The organism is Pseudorhodoferax sp. Leaf274, from assembly GCF_001422445.1.
GTDB lineage: Bacteria > Pseudomonadota > Gammaproteobacteria > Burkholderiales > Burkholderiaceae_C > Pseudorhodoferax.
On record NZ_LMNA01000025.1, the window covers coordinates 298,954 to 314,478 of the forward strand.

The window sequence follows — 15,525 nt, forward strand, 5'->3', positions numbered from 1 at the left end:
GGCGCGCCGTGCGGGCGGCGATTATGTCTGCGAAGCGGCGGAGGGTCGAGCCGACTGCTGCGGTCAGCCGCAGATGCAGGTCAGCCGTTCGGCGGTCATGGCGTAAGGGCTGGCCGCCATCGCAGAAAGGCTGGCTTTCACGGCAGCAGTGTCCGACACGGCAGGTCCATACGGTGCGGGCCACATTGCGGCAAAGGCTGATTGGAAGAACGCCGTCGGCAGGTAGCGGCCCGTTTTCACGTCCCAAATGTCCGTCACGTTGTTGCCGTACTGGTAGCCCAATTCGGGAATGCACAGAGGCTTGCCGTGCGCCGCGGACAGCGCCACGATGGCCGTCCAGCACTTGAGCGGCATCCCGCTTGCGCCCAGAAGCGAAATGTCTCCACTGCCGCGGTTGTCATAGGTGTCCATCGAGACGATGTCCACATACGACGGGCCAGGCCAAAACTGTTGGGGATCCACGCCCGTGCTTGCGTCCACATTCCAGCAGTACAGGGCATTCGTGACGCCCTTCGTGGTGCGCAGGTAGTCGACCATCTTGCGCCAGACCACGATGAAGTCGGCCGCACGGTCGACACCGTTCCACCAGAACCAGTCGCCTGTGACCTCGTGGAACATCCGCACCACGACGGGAATCTTTCGGCCTTTGGCATCCACCAGCGTGGCCAAGAACGTGGCAAGCCGGTCGAGGAAGGCGAGGAACTGCGCCTCTTGCGCTCCGCCCGTCTTGATGGCGGCCAGCGGTGCGCCGGTGCGGTCACCGAAATAGCCCGGATCAGACGGGCTGGGCGCCGGGCTGGTCTGACCTGCACGCGACATCGCGCCACGGACTGGGTTGCCGGGGTGGTTGTGCAGCGCAATGATGGAGCCCTTGGCGTGGGCCCCGATGATCAGGTCGCGCAAGAAATCCGTCGCATCCTGCCCCCAGCGCGTCGCCCACTGCGGATCCTGGTATTCCAGGCCGACCACGCCGGGATAGCGGCCCGTCACAGCCTGGAAGTTCGCCAGAGAGCCAGTGAGCGTGGGCCTGGCATTCTGCGCAGGCATGCCCGCGAGATGATCGTTCACGCCGAGCGCATAACGGTAGTGCTGTCGCGCCGTGTCCAGCCACTGGTAGAGGCTGACCGTCTGTGCCGTCGCGCCGCTGGTGATCGGAAGCGCCCGGCTGGGATCCAGTCCCATGCACTTCATACGTTCCGTCCCAGCGCCGTCATCGGGGTCTGCATGCGGCCGTAGAGTGCCACACGCCCGCTACGTTGGAATGCCTGGGCGCGGCCGGCAGCTTCAGCCGCAGATGGACCGGGCCACCTGCGCCGGGTTGGCAACACGTCGAGCTCAAGCAGGATGTCGAGCACAGGCCGCGCAAAAGAAGAAGGGGTCGGCAGATCTTGACCTGCCAACCCCCGCGAATGTGGTCGGAGCGAAAGGATTCGAACCTTCGACCCTCTGGTCCCAAACCAGATGCGCTACCAGACTGCGCTACGCTCCGAAGGGCGGCATTCTAACCTCGGCATCGGGCCGTTCTGGCCGCGGGAGACAAAACAACATGGGCATCCGCGTCGTCCGCCTCGGTTCCCCGCGTGCGCCTGGCGAAGGGCTGCGCATCGGTACGGTGCGCCGGCCACCGCGCGGGGTGCCCAGATCGCAGTTCGCCACGCAGGATTGGTACGACTGCTGGTACCCCAACCTCGCGCCCAGCGCCGAAACGATGGCGCTGGGGCAGGCCGCCCAGTCCTCGGGCGACTTGAAGCAATGGGCCGGCTTTCGCAAGCGATACCTGCGCGAGATGAACACCCCCGAGGCCAGCCGCAACCTGGATCTGCTGGCGGCCCTGTCGCACGGCGCCGATCTCTCGGTGGGCTGCTACTGCGAGCACGAGGAACTCTGCCACCGCGCGCTGCTGCGCGAACTGCTGGCCGCGCGCGGCGCCGCCATCGCCTGAAAACATCACAACATGATAGGATCGCCGCCCTTTGCGCCCTTTGCCATGGGCCGCATCGGCCGGCATTGCGCTTGAAACCCTCCGCCTTCCTCACCCTGCTCGCCCGCCTGCGCGCCATCGCGCACGGCGTGTGGACCACCGGCCTCGTGGCCGGTGGCCGCGTGAGCCCGCGCGAGATCGGCCGCGCCGCACTGGGCAGCGCGGTTGGCATCCTGGTCGCGTCGCTGGTGGCGCATGCGCTGGCGCCCGGCCTGCCGGCGTTGGGGCTGATCGCGCCCATGGGCGCCACGGCGGTGCTGGTGTTCGCCGTGCCGGCCAGTCCGCTCGCGCAGCCCTGGCCGGCCATCGCCGGCAACACGGTATCGGCCCTGGTGGGCGCGCTGTGCGCACGCTACGCCGGCGACCTGGGCCTGGCCGCGCCGGTGGCCGTGGGGCTGGCGATCGCGGCGATGTTCGCGCTGCGCTGCCTGCACCCGCCCGGAGGCGCCACCGCGCTGCTGGCTGCGCTGTCGGGCGTGGAGCCCGGCTTCGCGCTGTCGCCGGTGTTCGTGGACACGCTGGTCATCGTGCTGGTGGGCGTGGCCTACAACCGGCTCACGGGGCGCGCCTACCCGCACACCGTGCCCCTGCGCCCGGCGGCAGCCACCGGCGCGCCGGCCCGCTTCTCGGCGGCAGATCTGGACGCGGCATTGGCGCATTACGACCAGGTGCTGGACATCAGCCGGCACGACCTGGAACGGCTGCTGCAATTCGCCGAGGCCGCGGCCTACGAACGCAAGTTCGGCGAACTGCGCTGCCGCGACGTGATGTCCACGCCGCCGCTGACGGTGCCGTTCGGCTGCGCGCTGGACGAGGCCTGGCAATTGATGCGCGAACGCCGCATCAAGGCCCTGCCTGTGACCGACCGCGCGCAGCGCATCGCCGGCATCGTGACCGTGGCCGACTTCATGAAGCATGCGGACTTCGCGTCCATCGACGGCCTGGGCGCGCGGCTGCGCAGCCTGATCCGCGCCAGCGGGCTGTCGCACGACGACAAGCCGCACGTGGTGGGCCAGATCATGACGCGCCAGGTGCGCATCGCCAGCGCCGACCGCTACATCAGCGAACTGCTGCCGCTGTTCTCCGAGGCCGGGCACCACCACATCCCGGTGCTCGACGAGGAACGCCGCGTGGTCGGCGTGATCACGCAATCCGACCTGATCCGCGCGCTGCACCGGACCGTGCGGGCCGCGTGAGCACGGGCGCCTGGGAGGCGCTGCCGCGCGGCTATGCTCCGCACATGCAACTGAAGATCCTTGTCGGCACCGTCACCGGCAACGCCATGTCCGTGGCCCAGGCCATCCAGCTGGACTGCACCGACCTCGTGCCAAACATTGCCGTCGATCCCATGGACGGGCTGGACATCGGCGTGTTCGAGCAGGGCGCGCTGTTCCTCGTCTGCACCTCCACCACCGGCGCGGGCGACGTGCCGGACAACGCGCAGGCGCTGTATGCCTCGCTGCTGAACGAGCCGCGCTACCTGGGCGCGGTGCGCTACGGCCTCATCGCGCTCGGCGATGCCGGTGCCCATGCCGCCACCTTTGCCGAAGGCGGCCTGAAGTTCGACGCCGCGCTGCAGGACCTGGGCGCGCGCCGCATCGGCGAGGTCTTCACGCACGACGCCAGCGGCGAGGAAGATGCGGAAGCGGCCGGCATCGCCTGGTGCCGCAGCTGGCTGGCACTGGCCCTGGCGTGACACCATGACCCTCTCGTCCTACCTGCTCTACCTGGCCGCCGTGCTGCTGCTGGTCCTGACGCCTGGCCCCACCATGCTGATGTGCATGACGCGCGCGCTCCACCACGGCCCGCGCGCCGCGCTGACCAGCGTGGCCGGCTCGGTGACGGCCGTGCTGTGCGTGATGCTGCTGTCGGCGCTGGGCCTGGGGGCGCTGCTGGCCGCCTCCGACACCGCCTTCCTCGTGGCCAAGGCGGTGGGCGCGGCCTACCTCGTCTGGCTGGGCATCAAGACCTTGCGCAGCCCGGCACCCGCGCTGCAGGTGGAGGCGGCGGCCGGGCCCTCGCGCCGCTCGTCCTATCTGCAGGGCTTCCTGGTCGGCGCCAGCAATCCCAAGGCGCTGCTGTTCTTCGCGGCGTTCTTCCCGCAGTTCCTGAACCCGGCCGCGCCCATGCTGCCGCAACTCGCGTTGCTCGCGCTGAGCTTCATGCTGATCGAGTTCAGCGTGCTCACCGCGTGCGCGCTGGGCGTGGCGCGGCTGGCGCCCTGGCTGTCGCGCAGCGGGCCGGCGCGCTGGATCAACCGCGTGTGCGGCGGGCTGTTCGCGTTGATGGGCGCGCTGCTGCTGTTCGCGCGGCGCAGCGCGTGAGGTCACTGGGGCACCCTTCGGCCTACGGCCTGTCGCGCCGGGCGGGAGCGAGCTTGCTTGGAGCGGCCCGGCGCGGCGCTCACTCCAGCGCGTGCATGCGCCCCTTCGCATCGCGGCGCCAGCGCGCAAACGGCGGCAGCGCGGCCAGCAGCCGGCGGCCGAAGGCCGTGCCGGCCAGGCGCCGGTCGTAGCAGTGGATGCTGCACTGGTCGTCCTCGGTGCGGATGGCGCGGCCGGCCCATTGCGCCAGCCGCATCGCCGTGGCCGGCAGCACCAGTTCGCTGAAGGCATCGCGGCCGTTGCTGCGCAGCCAGGCCGCGCGCGTCTCGCCGACCGGGTCGTCGGGCGAGGCGAAGGGCAGCTTGGTGATGAACAGCTGCTCGCACTGCGCGCCGGGCAGGTCCATGCCCTCGCCGAAGGACTGCAGGCCGAACACGATGGACGGGCCGCCCGCCGCCACCGCCGCGCGGTGCCGCTCCAGCAGCACGGTGCGCGGCAGCTCGCCCTGCACCAGCACCAGCGCGCGCAGCGCGGCCGGCAATGCGGCCACGGCCTGGCGCATCTGCTCGCGCGAGGTGAACAGCACCAGCGCGCCGCGGCGCACCTCGGCCAGGTCGGCCAGCAGCAGGCCCACCATCTCGGGCGTGAAGCGTGCCGCGTCCTTGGGGTCGGCGCGCGTCTCCACCACCACGAAGCGGCCCTGGCGCGGGTAGTCGAAGGGGCTGGCCACGGCCAACGTCGTCACGGCCTCGTCGCCTGCCAGGCCCGCCTCGCGCAGGAAGAAGTCGAACGCATCGCCCGCGCGCAGCGTGGCCGAGCTCAGCACCACCGCCCGCGCGCCGCTCCACAGCTGCGTGCGCAGGCTGCCGCCCGGCAGCACATGGCTGGCGTGGGCGCGCACGCGCGGGCCGCGCACGCCACCGCCGTGCAGGCTGAACCACTTGGCCACCGGCGCGGCGGTGGCCGGCTGCTCCTGCAGCAGCAGCTGCGCCGTGGCGTGCACCTGCTCCAGCCGGGGCGTGAGCATGCCCAGCTGGGCATACAGCACCGACAGGCGGCGCGCCTCGTCGGGCATGTCGCGGATCTGCGCGCGCAGCGTCTTGGCCACGCCCGACAGCGCGGCCAGGAAGCTGTCGGCCATGGCGCAGACCAGTTCCAGGGGCTCCAGCAGCACCTGGGGTAGCCGGCCCTCGGGCACGCGCACGCGGCTGCCGTCCGGGCCTTCGCGCGCCTCGGCGAACTCGGCCGCGTAGGCGTCCAGCACCAGCCGCTGCAGGTCGTGCAGGCTTTGCTGCAGCTGCGTGGCCTGGCGCGGTGCGTCGGCCGCCTCGCTCACCTGCATCAGGCTGCCGATGCGCTTGCAGCGGGCGCCCAGGGTCTCGATCCAGGCGGTGGCGGCCAGGTCCATGCTGCAGGCGAAGCGCTCCAGCGCCACCGATGGCAGGTGGTGGGCCTCGTCGAGCACCAGCAAGGCGTTGTCCAGCGCCGGCAGGTTGCGCCCGCCCAGCGAGGCCAGCAGCAGGTCGTGGTTGACCACGATGACCTGGGCGCCGACCAGCTCGCGCCGCTTCTCGAAGTAGGTGCACCCGTTGAACACCGGGCAGTGCTTGCCCGTGCACGAGCTGGCCTCTGCCGCCACGGGCCACCAGGCCTCGGGCGCGGGCTGCTGGGCCAAGCTGTCGCGGTCGCCGTCCCACTCGCGGCCCAGGCTGCGGGACAGCGCGCCGTAGAACTGCAGCCGGGCCTGGCGCTCGGCGTCGGAGCCGGGCGGCAGGCCGCTGCCATCGTCGCCGGGCTCGTCGGCGAACAGGTCGTCCTCGCCGCCGCCCTCCTCGCCGGCCTGGCGCGCGAGCTTGAGCTTGCAGACGTAGCGCCCGCGGCCCTTGGCCAGCGCGAAGCGGAACGGCTCGTCCATCGCGGCGGCCAGCGCCGGCAGGTCCTTGTGCACGAGCTGCTCCTGCAGCGCCACGGTGGCGGTGGAGATCAGCACACGCGTCTTGCGCGCCAGCGCCAGCGCGATGGCCGGCGCGGCATAGGCCAGCGACTTGCCCACGCCCGTGCCGGCCTCGATCACCGCGATGGCACGCTCGGGCTCCTCGCCGTCTTCTGCCTGGCCCAGCGTGGCGCTGGCGAAGGTCTGGGCCACGCATTCGGCCATCTGGCGCTGGCCCGCGCGGGCGCGCAGGCCCGCGTTGCGTGCCAGAACGCGGTCGAACGCGCCGAGCGCGCCATGGGCCAGCACGGCAGGCGCGGGACTGGAGTCAGGAATCGGGGGAGGCACGGGAGCTGTAGCCAGGAGCGATGCCGCGGCGCCGGGATCGGCCGCGGGCCGCAAGTGTAGGGGCAGCGGTGCGGCGCCGAGCGTGGCCGGCCGGCAACCGCCCTGCCCGCCCCGGCTAGCGCGCAGCGCCCGCCCGAATCCGGTACAGGCAGTGCGCCGACAACCGGTGGTCCTGCGGCAGCGCCGGGTGGCGGAAGGTACCGGGATCCCGCACCATGCCCAGGCGCTGCATCACGGCTTCGGAGCGGCGGTTGTCGACGGCGGTGAACGCCACCACCTCGGCCAGCTGGAGCGTCTGGAACGCGAACGGCATCTCATCGGTCGCGCTCTGCGGCCTGTGTCGGGATAGGGGGCGGCCGATTCTGGCACCCACGCGGCCCTGCCGCGGACCGGCGCAGCATCCGGTCGACCGCGACGACTGCGACCGCACCGGCACCGGCACTGACAGGCAGCGCTACAGCTGCTCCTCGCCAACGAACAGCGAACTCAGCCAGTTCCAGATCTCGGCCATCCAGCTGGTGCCGGGGTTGTCGGTGTGCACGGTGAAGCCGCCGTCCTCGCGCGGCTCCAGCCACTCCACGCGGCCGCTGTCGGACAGGCGCAGCCGGTAGGCCGACTGGAAGCCCCGGGCCGGGATCAGGCGCTTGAACTCGCGCACCACCTCGGCGCTCTCCACCACCAGGCCGATCTCGGTGTTGATGCGGGCCGAGCGGCTGTCCAGGTTCATCGAGCCGACGAAGATGCGGTCGTCGTCGACCACCGAGATCTTGGCGTGCAGCCGCGAGATCGAGCTGCCGAACGCACCCAGGTGGGTCGCGCTGCCCAGGTGCGGCGCCACCTCGTAGATCTCGAAGCCCAGCTTGAGCAGATCGTCGCGGTAGCGCGCATAGCCCAGGTAGACCAGCGGCTCGTCGGTGGAGCTCAGCGAGTTGGTGTAGATCGTCACCTTCACGCCGTTGCCCACCGCCCGGCCCAGGCGCTGCATGCCGATCCGGCCCGGGATGAAGTACGGCGAGATGATCAGCACCTGCGAGCGCGCCGAATCCATGAGTTCCATCACCCGCAGCGTCACGCTGCCGGCCAGCCGCTCGTCGGCATGGGTCCGCGTGATCTTGTCGGGATCGTCCACCAGCACCGTGGCCTTGGCGAACATCAGGTCCAGCCGTCCCTCGGCCAGCTGCTGGCGCACGGCGGTCTTGCCCAGCGCGTCCTGCGAGCGCACCGCGATGTCGGGCGGCGGCGCGCCGACGATCTCGTCGAAGCGCTCGCGCGCACGCTCGGGCGCCAGGTAGGGCGGCACCACCTGCGCGATGGGCCAGACGTGCGCGCTGTTCCAGTACAAATCGAACGCGGCCGACTGCTCGCGCACCACCGGCCCGGTGGCCAGCACATCGGCGTCGATGAAGTTGGCCGTCTCGCTCTGCATGAAGTATTCGTCGCCGATGTTGCGGCCACCGGCCACCGAGATGCTGTTGTCGGCGATGAACAGCTTGTTGTGCATGCGGTGGTTGATGCGCGAGAACGCCGACGCCGAGCCGATGAAGCGGCCCAGGAAGGAGCCCTTGCGCTCGGGCAGCGGGTTGAACAGCCGCACCTCGACGTTCGGGTAGGCGTCGAGCGCGCCGAACAGCTCGTCCTGCCCGGCGGTGTAGAAGTCGTCGACCAGCAGGCGCACGCGCACGCCGCGTGCGGCCGCGTCGCGCACGGCACGCAGCAGGCGAAAGCCCACGCTGTCGCTCTGCAGCTGGTAGTACTGCAGGTCCAGCGACTTCTGGGCTGCCGCGGCCAGCGACAGCCGCGCATCGAGTGAGAACGGGCCTTCGGGCAGCATGCGCAGGCCCGACTTGCCCGTGGACCCGGCCGGCGTGCTGGCGGCGGCCAGGCGGGCCAGGGCGGTGGCGTCCACGTCGGACAGCGCGTAGGCCGCGGGCGGCGGCTGCCGCGCGGGCAGCGACGCGCAGCCCGAAAGCCAGGCCATGCAGGCGAGCACGCATGCCAGCAGCAGCGATCTTGTGTTTGTCATGGTCCGCCTGCCTAGAAATCCAGCGGCGGCCATCGTAGCCTGACCGGCGTCAAGCCACACGGGCGGTGCTTGCTGCCGACTGCGCGTCCGGCTTCCCGAGCCTCAGTCCCCCGCCACCAGCCGCCGCACCAGCCCGCTGGGTTGCGCGTGCGCCTTGTCCAGCATGGCCGCGTAGTACGGCCACAGGCGCTCGGCCGCCGCGTGCGTGGCCGCCCATTGCGACTGGATGGCCGGCAGCAGGGCGCGGATCTCCTCGCGGATGGCGCGCGTGTCGATGCGCTGGTGCCGGCCGTCGCGCACCACCAGCTCGCCGTTCACGAGCACATGCCGCACCGAACTGCCGTCCTCGCTGTAGACCAGCTGGCGGCGCAGGTCGTTGCAGGGCGTGAAGGCCCACCGGTCGAGGTCGAGCAGCGCGATGTCGGCCAGCGCCCCGGGGCGCAGCACGCCGAGCTGGCCGGCGCGGCGCAGCGCCCGCGCGCCGCCGGCCGTCATCGCGCGCAGCACCTCGGCGTGGCGCGGCCACCGTGCCGGGTCGGCGCTGGACAGGTTGTGGACCAGCCCGGCCATCTTGCCGGCCAGCCAGACGTTGGCCGTGTCGTCCGTGCACAGCTCGTCGGTGCCGATGGCCACGGGCACGCCGGCGTCGTGCAGTGCGCGCCAGGGCATCACGCCGCTGCCCAGGCGCAGGTTGCAGACCGGGTTGTGCGCGACGACGGCGCCGCTGTCGGCCAGCAGGCCGATGTCGTCCTCGTCGATCCAGATCGCATGGATGACCTGGCAGCGCTCGTCCAGCACGCCGGCCTCGTGCACATGGCGCAGCAGCGAGCGGCCGAAGCGCTCCTGCCCGGTCGCGCGCTGCAGCTTGGTTTCCAACACGTGCAGGTTGTAGGGCAGGTCGTGGCGCCGGCTGAGTTCGCCCAGCGCCTGCAGGTAAGGCAGGGTCACGCGCTGCGGCGCCGAGCACGACACGGCCGCCGCGAGCCGCCCGTGCTCGGCCCCGTGCCAGCGGCTGAGCAGGCGGTCGTACAGCGCCAGCAGTTCCTCCTGCGTCTGCAGCGGCGCCTGCCGCATCTCGGCGCGCATGCCGTCGGGCAGCAGCTCGCGCAGGTAGGGGAACTTGTCGTACTCCACGACGTTGGGCTGGTCGATCGCCACGGTGGCGCGGATGCCGGCGTCGGCATAGGCCTGCATCACGGTGTCGATGCTCTCCACGGTCGCCTGCGGCACGTGGTAGGCGTCGTCGTGCACGCTGGTGATGCCGCGCTCGAGCATCTCCAGCGCGCCCATCAGCGTGCGCAGGTAGGCCATGCGCTGGCCATCCCCGCTGCCGGCCAGCGGCGGCACCTCGTACAGCATGAACAGCTCCAGCGGCAGGCCGTCGAGCTGGCCGCGCATGAGGTTGCCCGGCGAGTGGAAGTGCGCGTTGACGAGGCCCGGCATGGCCAGCAGGCCCTGCGCGTCCAGGCGCGGCGTGCCGGGCGGAACCGGCAGCGCCGGGCCGATGGCCTCGATGCGGCCGCCTGCGACCAGGATGTCGGCCTCGGGCCATTCGCGGTCCTGCGCGTCCAGGCTGAGCACGCGCGCACGCTCGATCAGCAGCCGGCCGGCGGGCGGGCTGCGCGGGGGGGCGGTAGCGGTCATCGGACGGCGGCCTCCTGCTCGGCGAACGCGCGGTCCACCTCGTCGGCCAGCAGCTCGGCCAGACGGTCGTGCAGCGCATGGAAGGCCGCGTCGCGCGGATTGCGCGGGCGCGGCAGGTCGACCGGCACGATCTCCTTGACGCGGCCCGGCCGGGCCGTGAACACAAGGATGCGGTCCGCCAGACCGATGGCCTCCTCGATCGAATGCGTGACCAGCAGCATGGAGGTGCCGCCTTCCGCGCTCTCTGCGCCGTCGGCCCCGGCCGGCCGGGCACCGCTCTGGCGCCACAGGTCCAGCAGGTAGTTCTGCATCTTGGCGCGCGTCTGGATGTCCAGCGCGGCGAACGGCTCGTCCAGCATCAGCACCTTGGGCGACAGTGCCAGCGCCCGCGCCATGGCCGCGCGCTGGCGCATGCCGCCCGACAGTTCGGACGGGCGCTTGTGCTCGAAGCCGGCCAGGCCCACGCGCGCGATCAATGCCCGCGCCGTCGCCTCGCGCTCGGCGCGGGCCACGCCCTGCAGCGCCAGGCCGTAGGCCACGTTGCCCAGGATGTCCAGCCAGGGAAACAGCGCCGCGTCCTGGAAGATCATGCCGCGCTCGGGGCTGGTGCCGGTGATGGGCCGGCCCGCGCTGAGCAGCTGGCCGCGCGTGGCCTGCTCCAGCCCGGCCAGCAGGTACAGCAAGGTGCTCTTGCCGCAGCCCGAGGGACCCAGCAGCACGACGAACTCGCCGGGCCGCACCTCCAGGTCGATGTCCTTCAGCGCGACGAAGGGCTTGTCGCCATCGGCGTTCCAGACCTTGGAGACGCCACGGCAGGAGATGGCGGCCGGGGCCGCCTGCGTGGAACCCGTCATGCGTCCCTCCCGCCGGACTTCTGCCCATCCAGCCACCACAGCATGCGCCGCTGCACCCAGCCCAGCGCCTGGTCGAACAGGAAGCCCGACAGCCCGATCAGCGTCATCGTGAAGAACACCAGGCTGGCGTTGAAGGTGTTGCGCGCCATCATGACGATCTGGCCCAGGCCGCTGCCCACGCCCGCCGCCTCGGCGATCAGCACCACCATCCAGGCCGCGAACAGGTTGATGCGCAGCGTGACGAACAGCCCCGGCAGGATGGCCGGCAGGACCACGCTGGTGTAGAGCTGCCGTTTGCTCGCGCCCATGATGCGCGCCACGTGCAGGTACGACGCGGGCACCGCGTCGATCTGCGCCAGCGTGGCGATGACCATCACGAAGAAGATGGACACGAAGACCATGAAGATGGCCGGCCTGTCGCCGATGCCGAACAGGAACACCGCCACCGGCAGCCAGGCCACGGGCGAGATCGGCGCGAACATGGTCACGGCCGGCAGCGTGAGCTTGCCGAACGGGCGCCAGTAGCGGATGCCCACGCCCACGGCCAGGCTCAGCGCAAAGCCCAGCGCCAGGCCGACCAGCACGCGCATCGAGGTCCACAGCACCACCGAGAGCACCGCCAGCCAGCTGCCGCCGGCGCTTTCCGAGCCGATGGTGTTGGCCATGTCGAAGAAGCGCAGCTGCTCGTGCCAGTTGCCCAGGAACACGTGCGGCGCCGGCATCAGCAGCGGATCGGCCCAGCCCATCCAGGCCGCCCACTCCCACAGCGCGACGATGCTGCCGATCGAGGCCAGCGTCCAGCCGGCCGATGCCAGCCAGGCGCCGAACCGGCGCCGCTGCGCAGCGGAGATCGCGGGCGCGGGGGCCATGGCGGCCCCCTGCCCCATCAGTTGCGATGGCATGGCGTGCCGGTCAGGCCGACTTGAGCTTGAGGCCATCGAACATCGCGCGGTCGGCAGCGACCACGGCCTCCAGCGGCTTCCAGTCGAAGATCTCGGTGCCGGGCAGCTTCTTGATGTAGCCCATCTCCTTCATCGACTGCGCGCGCGCCAGGATGAAGTCGCCCTGGTTGCGCTGGTCCGTCATCACGGGCTGGCGCCGCGCCGCCGCGGTGGCGGCCTCCAGGCTGGTCTTGTAGTACTTGCCCACGGTCTGCTTCAGCGCACCGGGCAGGTCGGCCTCGATCTGCTGCTGCGCCTTGAACAAGGCCTTGACCACGGCGCGCACCACCTCGGGCTGCTTCTGCAGCAGCGGCGTGCGCACGGCCAGCACGCAATCGGCGTACTGCGGGCCGTACAGGTCGGTGCCGTCGCTCAGCACGGCCGCGCCCTTGCGCGCGGCCACGGTCTGGCTGGCGTAGGGCTCCACCGCGCAGATCGCGTCCACCGCGCCGCCGATGAAGGCCTGGGCCATCTCGGGCGAGGTGTTGAAGTAGCGCACCTGCACGTCCTTGAACGACAGGCCGGCCTTCTTGAGCCAGTCGTAGGGCAGCACCTCCAGCGTGTCGGCCTGGAAGGTGCCCAGCGTCTTGCCGCGCATGTCGGCCGCGCTGCGGATGCCTTCGCGCGCCACGACCAGGCAGCCGTTGACGCCGCCGCCGGCCACGATCTTGACGGGCGCCCCGGCGTCCACCAGCGACAGGAAGTTCGAGTACGGGATCATCGAAATGTCGACCGCACCCACGCCGAACAGCGTCACGATGTCGGTGTTGGTCGGCGTGACCACGAACTCCAGTTCCACGCCCTCGCCCTGCGCCAGCTGGCGCTCCTTGGCGATGAAGATGCCCATGTTGCACAGCCCGGCGCCATGCGTGGCCTTGATGCGCGTGGCACCGGCGGCCGCCGCCTGGGCGATCGGCAGCACGGCCAGCACGGAGCCGGCCGCCAGCGCGCGCAGCATGTCGCGGCGCCGCGCGGAAGAAGGAGAAGAAGATTGCAGGGCTGCGTAAGCCCCGCCATGACGTTCGCACATACCAGTACCTCGTTTCCGACAGTTGAGGACACCTGGTCGGAACTCGGCGGTACGGTCAGGCGGATGGATGCCTGGTGCGCGGGCCGAGATTCCGGACAGGCCCAGAATTCGGCACGCCAACCGTAGAAGCTCAACGCCTGCGCTGGCTATCCCCAAGCACGTTGCGTGCCCAGTCGGCAGGGGCGCCATCGCCCGGCCATGCGCCAAAGCGGTGCAGCAGCGCCGGCGGCGCCATGCGCCAGGGGCACGGCGCGCACCGTGGCGGTGCGGCGCGCTACAGCAGGCTGCGCAGCTCGCGCGCGGCGTCCAGCATCGCCGGCAGCAGTTCGCGCTCCATCGCCTCGCGGCCCGTGCGCGCCGGCGAGGCCACCACGTTCAGCGCCGCCACCGTGCGGCCCTGCATGTTGCGCAGCGGCACGGCCAGCGCGTGCACGCCCAGCTCGTGCTCCTCGATGGCCACGCAGTAGTCCAGCCGGCGCACCTCGTCGATGAGCTGCCGAAAGCGCCGGGGTTCGGTCGCGGTGTGCATGGTCAGCCGCTGCAGCGCCCTGCCCTTCATCCAGGCCGCGAAGGCCGTACGCGTCTCGGCGGCCAGCAGCACGCGGCCCGTGGACGTGGCGTGCAGCGGCAGCCGCGCGCCCAGATGCAGGCCGTAGGCCAGCATGCGCAGCGTGCCGCTGCGCGCCACGATGACGACCTCGTCGCCATCGCGCACCACGGCGGAGAAGGATTCGCCGGTCTGCGCGGCGAGCCGATTCAGCGTGGGCTGCAGCGCGCGCGGCAGGCGCGCCGAGGCCAGGTAGCTGCCCGAAAAGCGCAGCACCTTGGGCGCCAGCCAGAAATGGCTGCCGTCGGTCTCCAGATAGCCCAGGTGGGCCAGCGTGAGCAGGTGGCGCCGCGCCGCGGCCCGCGTGATGCCGGCGCGCTGGGCCGCCAGCGTGGCGTTCAGGCGCTGGCGCTCGGTGTCGAAGCTCTCCAGCACGGCCATGCCCTTGGCCATGCCTTCGATGAGGTCTGCCTTCGCGATGGTCATGCGGTGCGTCGGGCCGGTGGGGAATTGCGCGATCATCGCGCAGCCAGGCCGATGATCGCACAACGGCAGCGCCCAGCAGGCCCGCGCCGGGCGCTGCCGCCCTACGCTCGTGGCATTCCCATTTGCCCCCTGCGGAGACATTCATGCGCACCCAAGTCGCCATCATCGGCGCCGGCCCCTCGGGCCTCCTGCTCGGCCAGCTGCTGCACAAGGCCGGCATCGACAACGTGGTCCTGGAGCGCCAGAGCGGCGACTACGTGCTGGGCCGCATCCGCGCCGGCGTGCTGGAGCAGACCACCATGGATCTGCTGCAGGCCGCGGGCGTCAACCAGCGTGCCCTGGCCGAGGGCCTGCCGCACGACGGCATCGAGCTGCTGTTCAAGGGCCAGCGCCACCGCATCGACCTGCACGGCCTGTCGGGCGGCAAGCGCGTGACGGTCTACGGCCAGACCGAGGTGACGCGCGACCTGATGCAAGCGCGCGCCGCCGCCGGCCTCACGACCATCTACGAAGCCAAGGACGTGGCGCTGCACGACTTCGACGGCACCAGCCCCAGCGTCAGCTTCACGCAGGACGGCCAGCGCCAGACCTTGGAGTGCGACTTCATCGCCGGCTGCGACGGCTACCACGGCATCAGCCGCCAGAGCGTGCCGGCCGGCGCCATCACCGAGTACGAGAAGGTCTATCCGTTCGGCTGGCTCGGCATCCTGGCCGACGTGCCGCCCGTCTCGCACGAGCTGATCTACGCCAACACCGAACGCGGCTTCGCGCTGTGCAGCCAGCGCAGCGCCACGCGCAGCCGCTACTACGTGCAGTGCCGCCTGGACGAAAAGGTGGAGGACTGGAGCGACGAGGCGTTCTGGAACGAGCTGCGCAGCCGGCTGGACCCCGAGGCGGCGGAGCGGCTGGTGACCGGCCCTTCGCTGGAGAAAAGCATCGCGCCGCTGCGCAGCTTCGTGGCCGAACCCATGCGCTTCGGCCGGCTGTTCCTGGCCGGCGACGCGGCCCACATCGTGCCGCCCACGGGGGCCAAGGGCCTGAACCTGGCGGCCTCGGACGTGGGCTATCTGTGGCACGCGCTGCGCGAGTTCTATGCCGACAAGTCCAGCGCCGGCATCGACCACTATTCGGCCACCTGCCTGCGCCGGGTCTGGAAGGCCGAGCGCTTCTCATGGTGGTTCACCTCGCTGATGCACAAGTTCCCCGACACCGGCGCCTTCGGCCAGAAGATCCAGGAGGCCGAGCTGGACTACCTGGTCCGGTCGCACGCCGCGTCGACGGCGCTGGCCGAGAATTACGTGGGCCTGCCCACCGGGTGGTGAGCCAGGCCCTATTCCCTGCCGATGAAAGGAACGCCGACACGCTGAACACCCCGCCGCTGCCCGTCCGAGCCACAGACCAGAACGATATTGGA

The 15,525-nt window shown here is 71.1% G+C and carries 14 protein-coding genes and 1 tRNA gene; 5 read left to right on the top strand and 10 right to left on the bottom strand.

The genetic code is table 11. The annotated features are described in order from the left end of the window. Positions 1 to 63 precede the first annotated feature (63 nt). Positions 64 to 1,182: a glycoside hydrolase family 26 protein gene (locus ASF44_RS20440; RefSeq protein WP_162243852.1), complete on the bottom strand. Its 1,119-nt coding sequence runs from the start codon at positions 1,180 to 1,182 to the stop codon at positions 64 to 66. Between the two features lie 230 nt (positions 1,183 to 1,412). Then, positions 1,413 to 1,489, bottom strand: a tRNA-Pro gene (locus tag ASF44_RS20445). A 57-nt stretch (positions 1,490 to 1,546) separates the two neighbouring features. Between ASF44_RS20445 and ASF44_RS20450 the strand changes: the two genes are divergently transcribed. The 4 genes from ASF44_RS20450 (at position 1,547) to ASF44_RS20465 (ending at position 4,305) form a co-directional block, all read left to right on the top strand. Next, positions 1,547 to 1,942 carry a DUF488 domain-containing protein gene (locus ASF44_RS20450; RefSeq protein WP_056901076.1) on the top strand — a complete coding sequence of 132 codons (396 nt, stop codon included), beginning with the start codon at positions 1,547 to 1,549 and terminating at the stop codon, positions 1,940 to 1,942. Between the two features lie 71 nt (positions 1,943 to 2,013). Further along, on the top strand, positions 2,014 to 3,177 hold the full coding sequence (locus ASF44_RS20455; RefSeq protein ID WP_082524929.1) for an HPP family protein: 1,164 nt from the start codon (positions 2,014 to 2,016) through the stop codon (positions 3,175 to 3,177). Positions 3,178 to 3,221: 44 nt separating this feature from the next. Beyond that, positions 3,222 to 3,677 carry a flavodoxin domain-containing protein gene (locus ASF44_RS20460; protein ID WP_056901147.1) on the top strand — a complete coding sequence of 152 codons (456 nt, stop codon included), beginning with the start codon at positions 3,222 to 3,224 and terminating at the stop codon, positions 3,675 to 3,677. A 4-nt stretch (positions 3,678 to 3,681) separates the two neighbouring features. Next, complete coding sequence (locus ASF44_RS20465) at positions 3,682 to 4,305, top strand: LysE family translocator (protein ID WP_056901077.1); 624 nt, start codon at positions 3,682 to 3,684, stop codon at positions 4,303 to 4,305. 79 nt (positions 4,306 to 4,384) lie between these two features. Here the strand turns inward: ASF44_RS20465 and dinG are convergent, their stop codons facing one another. The 8 genes from dinG to ASF44_RS20505 all read right to left on the bottom strand — a co-directional run bounded on the left by dinG (position 4,385) and on the right by ASF44_RS20505 (position 14,111). Next, positions 4,385 to 6,586, bottom strand: coding sequence for an ATP-dependent DNA helicase DinG (gene dinG / locus ASF44_RS20470; protein ID WP_235579286.1), 2,202 nt, complete (start codon positions 6,584 to 6,586; stop codon positions 4,385 to 4,387). A 115-nt stretch (positions 6,587 to 6,701) separates the two neighbouring features. After that, positions 6,702 to 6,899 (bottom strand): GNAT family N-acetyltransferase, encoded by a 198-nt coding sequence (locus tag ASF44_RS20475; protein ID WP_056901079.1) that lies wholly within the window; start codon positions 6,897 to 6,899, stop codon positions 6,702 to 6,704. A 141-nt stretch (positions 6,900 to 7,040) separates the two neighbouring features. Then, positions 7,041 to 8,609, bottom strand: a complete 1,569-nt coding sequence (locus tag ASF44_RS20480) for a phosphatidylserine/phosphatidylglycerophosphate/cardiolipin synthase family protein (RefSeq protein ID WP_162243853.1) — start codon at positions 8,607 to 8,609, stop codon at positions 7,041 to 7,043. A gap of 102 nt (positions 8,610 to 8,711) precedes the next feature. Continuing rightward, positions 8,712 to 10,253, bottom strand: a complete 1,542-nt coding sequence (locus ASF44_RS20485; RefSeq protein ID WP_200930636.1) for an amidohydrolase family protein — start codon at positions 10,251 to 10,253, stop codon at positions 8,712 to 8,714. After that, positions 10,250 to 11,107: an ABC transporter ATP-binding protein gene (locus tag ASF44_RS20490; RefSeq protein WP_056901081.1), complete on the bottom strand. Its 858-nt coding sequence runs from the start codon at positions 11,105 to 11,107 to the stop codon at positions 10,250 to 10,252. The genes ASF44_RS20485 and ASF44_RS20490 overlap by 4 nt, the downstream gene beginning before the upstream one ends. Beyond that, positions 11,104 to 12,009 (bottom strand): ABC transporter permease, encoded by a 906-nt coding sequence (locus ASF44_RS20495; protein ID WP_056901082.1) that lies wholly within the window; start codon positions 12,007 to 12,009, stop codon positions 11,104 to 11,106. The genes ASF44_RS20490 and ASF44_RS20495 overlap by 4 nt, the downstream gene beginning before the upstream one ends. A gap of 10 nt (positions 12,010 to 12,019) precedes the next feature. Continuing rightward, positions 12,020 to 13,006: an ABC transporter substrate-binding protein gene (locus ASF44_RS20500; RefSeq protein WP_200930637.1), complete on the bottom strand. Its 987-nt coding sequence runs from the start codon at positions 13,004 to 13,006 to the stop codon at positions 12,020 to 12,022. 346 nt (positions 13,007 to 13,352) lie between these two features. Further along, the gene (locus ASF44_RS20505) at positions 13,353 to 14,111 is read right to left on the bottom strand and encodes an IclR family transcriptional regulator C-terminal domain-containing protein (RefSeq protein ID WP_056901149.1); all 759 of its coding nucleotides are present in this window, start codon (positions 14,109 to 14,111) and stop codon (positions 13,353 to 13,355) included. 143 nt (positions 14,112 to 14,254) lie between these two features. Between ASF44_RS20505 and pobA the strand changes: the two genes are divergently transcribed. Further along, on the top strand, positions 14,255 to 15,433 hold the full coding sequence (gene pobA / locus ASF44_RS20510; protein WP_056901084.1) for a 4-hydroxybenzoate 3-monooxygenase: 1,179 nt from the start codon (positions 14,255 to 14,257) through the stop codon (positions 15,431 to 15,433). Positions 15,434 to 15,525: the final 92 nt, after the last annotated feature.

Coding starts and splice junctions, on each gene's coding strand:
- ASF44_RS20440 (WP_162243852.1), bottom strand. CDS start 1,182: ATGGGACTGGATCCCAGCCGGGCGCTTCCGATCACCAGCGGCGCGACG.
- ASF44_RS20450 (WP_056901076.1), top strand. CDS start 1,547: ATGGGCATCCGCGTCGTCCGCCTCGGTTCCCCGCGTGCGCCTGGCGAA.
- ASF44_RS20460 (WP_056901147.1), top strand. CDS start 3,222: ATGCAACTGAAGATCCTTGTCGGCACCGTCACCGGCAACGCCATGTCC.
- ASF44_RS20465 (WP_056901077.1), top strand. CDS start 3,682: ATGACCCTCTCGTCCTACCTGCTCTACCTGGCCGCCGTGCTGCTGCTG.
- ASF44_RS20475 (WP_056901079.1), bottom strand. CDS start 6,899: ATGCCGTTCGCGTTCCAGACGCTCCAGCTGGCCGAGGTGGTGGCGTTC.
- ASF44_RS20480 (WP_162243853.1), bottom strand. CDS start 8,609: ATGACAAACACAAGATCGCTGCTGCTGGCATGCGTGCTCGCCTGCATG.
- ASF44_RS20485 (WP_200930636.1), bottom strand. CDS start 10,253: ATGACCGCTACCGCCCCCCCGCGCAGCCCGCCCGCCGGCCGGCTGCTG.
- ASF44_RS20490 (WP_056901081.1), bottom strand. CDS start 11,107: ATGACGGGTTCCACGCAGGCGGCCCCGGCCGCCATCTCCTGCCGTGGC.
- ASF44_RS20495 (WP_056901082.1), bottom strand. CDS start 12,009: ATGCCATCGCAACTGATGGGGCAGGGGGCCGCCATGGCCCCCGCGCCC.
- ASF44_RS20500 (WP_200930637.1), bottom strand. CDS start 13,006: ATGCTGCGCGCGCTGGCGGCCGGCTCCGTGCTGGCCGTGCTGCCGATC.
- ASF44_RS20505 (WP_056901149.1), bottom strand. CDS start 14,111: ATGACCATCGCGAAGGCAGACCTCATCGAAGGCATGGCCAAGGGCATG.
- pobA (WP_056901084.1), top strand. CDS start 14,255: ATGCGCACCCAAGTCGCCATCATCGGCGCCGGCCCCTCGGGCCTCCTG.